We start from the raw sequence: 2,616 nt of genomic DNA, 5'->3' as shown, positions 1-2,616 counted from the left end.
AAATAAAAGTGAATTTGGGGACGTAGGCTTGGAGCAGGTTTCTTCTTGAGGTGAAGGAGCATAGCGGGCTCATCATCACTCCTGCCTCATTTGCTTTTTTATTGCTGACGCGACAAAAATATTCCTGAATGGTAGGAAGCATGTTTACGTACTCCTGATAAATCTTATCTTCCAGAAACTCGTCAAGAGGATTAGAACTACCGAATTGTTTATATACTTCAATAACATCCGGGAATATCCTTTTCATCCGCGCTCTCTCCGGTTTGAATATTCATAAGACTATTGGCGCAATATAAATCTTGCCACCATATTATATCACTGACGGTGAGATATCCATTATCTCCGTTAACAATATGATATGTCTCATAATCGTAATAGTCAAGTTGTATGCGGAGTGAGAGATATGACTCATTATCCTTTGATAGTTCGATTCCAAATATTTCAAACCAATCTTTCTGAGTTCGGATGAATTCATCAAATGACTCATATTCTTCTGCAACAGCTGAAAAGTATGCTTGACGCTTACGCATAATCTCCAATCGTTTCTCCAGTTCTTCTGCCATAGCATCTCTAAATGCCTTGCGCTGTTCATCTGACCAAATTTTATCAAGTTTCTCACGAAGGTTTCCTGACATACTATTTTGATGCTTTGAAATTAAAGATTGGACGGATGATAGTGTCGATGTTGACTGTATCGCCGATGTTGGCGATTATTTCTTCTGCGGGTTTATAGACCATCGGCGACTCGTCACGAGTGAAGTCGTTGACCGACTCCGAATAAATACCCTGCATGGATGCCTCAAAGTCCTCCATCGTTATTTTCTCGTAGGCCTGAGTACGGCTCAATACTCGTCCAGCCCCGTGAGGTGCCGAACAGTTCCAGTCGGGATTGCCCTTGCCGGTGCAGAGCAACGAACCGTCGCGCATATTCAGAGGAATAATGCAACGCTCTCCCTCGGCAGCGGATATAGAGCCTTTGCGGATGATATTCTCATCGCTGATGTAATTGTGGACGGATTCAAATTCCTCCTTTACCTCCACGCCGGGGAAAAACCGCATAAGCAATAGAGATATAAGTTTACGGTTGAGCACAGCCCACCGCTGACAAAGACGCATATCGTGGAGATAGTGCTCACGCCCTTCACCCTCGACATAGCAAAGAGCGGCGGGGAGGCGTGGTTCCGCTTCCTGATATTCCTTGCGCATTTTCTTAATGATGCTCTGCAACTCAGACCGACGACCTGCCGCCTTGTATTCCTCAATGGTGCGTTTGATTGTCTCCTCGAACTCGTCGGCACCGTCGGTAAGGTGCTTCACCGCTTTTGCCTGATAGATGTCAGCCACCTGTTTGCCGAGGTTGCGCGAACCGGTATGGATCACAAGGTAAATATTGCCCTCATCGTCCTTGTCAAGTTCGATGAAGTGATTGCCGCCGCCGAGAGAGCCGATTGCCTTGTTGATACGACCGGAGTCTTTTATCTCACGGTAGCAGTAAAGTTCGGTCACAAGTTGCTTTGCCTCGCGGTAGATTTCCATTTCCTCGCCGACAAGAGGCTTGAAACCGAAACGATCCTCACGCACAATCATACCCGAAGGCACATTGCCACGGATATGCTCGTTGAATGCGTGAAAGTCAATCTCAGAGAGTTTGCCAAGATTGAGAATGCGCATACCGCAACCGATGTCAACGCCCACGATATTGGGGATGACCTTGTCACCGAGATCGCCGGTGAAACCTATTACGCAACCAGCCCCAGCATGAACGTCGGGCATGATGCGTATTTTCTTATTGGAAAACACATCAATCGAAAGTAATTCCTTGATTTGCTCCAAGGCATTCTCTTCGATGTTGTCAGTAAATATCTTTACGTCATGTCCTTCTATCGCGATGGGTATTGATGGCTTCGCCACCGCGCACCGGCTTTCAGCCGACATGCGCTTCAATCCCATACGCGAATCTCCATTTGTCTTCATATTCTGATGTTTTTAACATTCCGGTGCAAAGTTAGAATACCGTTGCGCAATCATTTTGCGCACTAAGATTTTATCGCGACATTTTTTCATGAGCGCAAAATTACACCAAGGGTGGCACATTTTGCGGTACAGCACGAATTTATAGTCATTTTTTTGGTCGTGTCTCGAAAAATGGGACACCACATTGCTAACTTTGCATCGTAATTATGGAAGAACAATACAGAAAAGAAATTGCATGGTGGTTTGCCGAGCTTGGATCAGAGAGCGAGGTGGACAACTATCTCGCATTGTTTCCTGAACTTAATAGCCCCGTGACCGATTCGGTTATTCTCTCATTGCTGTTGAAGTCAGTCCTGAAAATAAAATCGTTTCAATCACATCAAGGTGGGATACATGTGCTGGAGATACAGGTGACTTCATTACCGAATACGAGCTAAAATCAATCCTCGGAACAAAGAATTACAACAAGCTACTTTGTAAACTCTCTGAAATTCAATAAATTTTTAATACTATAAATGCATCAAATCTTTCCGTATCGCGAAATAAAACTCTAAGAACATGAAAATACTCCATCTTTCTGATACACACAACTGCCACCACCGGCTCCGGGATTTACCAGAGGCCAATGTGGTAGTACAGTCC

4 protein-coding genes are annotated in these 2,616 nt (G+C 44.8%); 1 reads left to right on the top strand and 3 read right to left on the bottom strand.

The genetic code is table 11. The annotated features are described in order from the left end of the window. The 3 genes from JX312_RS12030 to JX312_RS12020 form a co-directional block, all read right to left on the bottom strand. Positions 1-247: hypothetical protein (locus JX312_RS12030; RefSeq protein ID WP_204458140.1), on the bottom strand; the 247-nt coding region annotated here is incomplete at its 3' end. Next, positions 219-635 carry a hypothetical protein gene (locus JX312_RS12025; protein ID WP_204458139.1) on the bottom strand — a complete coding sequence of 139 codons (417 nt, stop codon included), beginning with the start codon at positions 633-635 and terminating at the stop codon, positions 219-221. The genes JX312_RS12030 and JX312_RS12025, both read right to left, overlap by 29 nt. Position 636: 1 nt before the next feature. Further along, positions 637-1,974 (bottom strand): RtcB family protein, encoded by a 1,338-nt coding sequence (locus tag JX312_RS12020; protein ID WP_239653910.1) that lies wholly within the window; start codon positions 1,972-1,974, stop codon positions 637-639. A gap of 206 nt (positions 1,975-2,180) precedes the next feature. Here JX312_RS12020 and JX312_RS12015 point away from each other — a divergent pair, with 206 nt between their 5' ends. Next, positions 2,181-2,411: a hypothetical protein gene (locus JX312_RS12015; protein ID WP_204458138.1), complete on the top strand. Its 231-nt coding sequence runs from the start codon at positions 2,181-2,183 to the stop codon at positions 2,409-2,411. Positions 2,412-2,616 lie beyond the last annotated feature (205 nt).

Origin of the sequence: Barnesiella sp. CU968 (assembly GCF_905219685.1) — a bacterium.
Classification (GTDB): Bacteria; Bacteroidota; Bacteroidia; order Bacteroidales; family Muribaculaceae; genus Lepagella; species Lepagella muris_A.
This window is presented reverse-complemented; position numbering and strand designations above follow the sequence as displayed.

Excerpts from the sequence above, each read along its gene's own strand:
- JX312_RS12025 (WP_204458139.1), bottom strand. The coding sequence starts at position 635 with ATGTCAGGAAACCTTCGTGAGAAACTTGATAAAATTTGGTCAGATGAA.
- JX312_RS12020 (WP_239653910.1), bottom strand. The coding sequence starts at position 1,974 with ATGAAGACAAATGGAGATTCGCGTATGGGATTGAAGCGCATGTCGGCT.
- JX312_RS12015 (WP_204458138.1), top strand. The coding sequence starts at position 2,181 with ATGGAAGAACAATACAGAAAAGAAATTGCATGGTGGTTTGCCGAGCTT.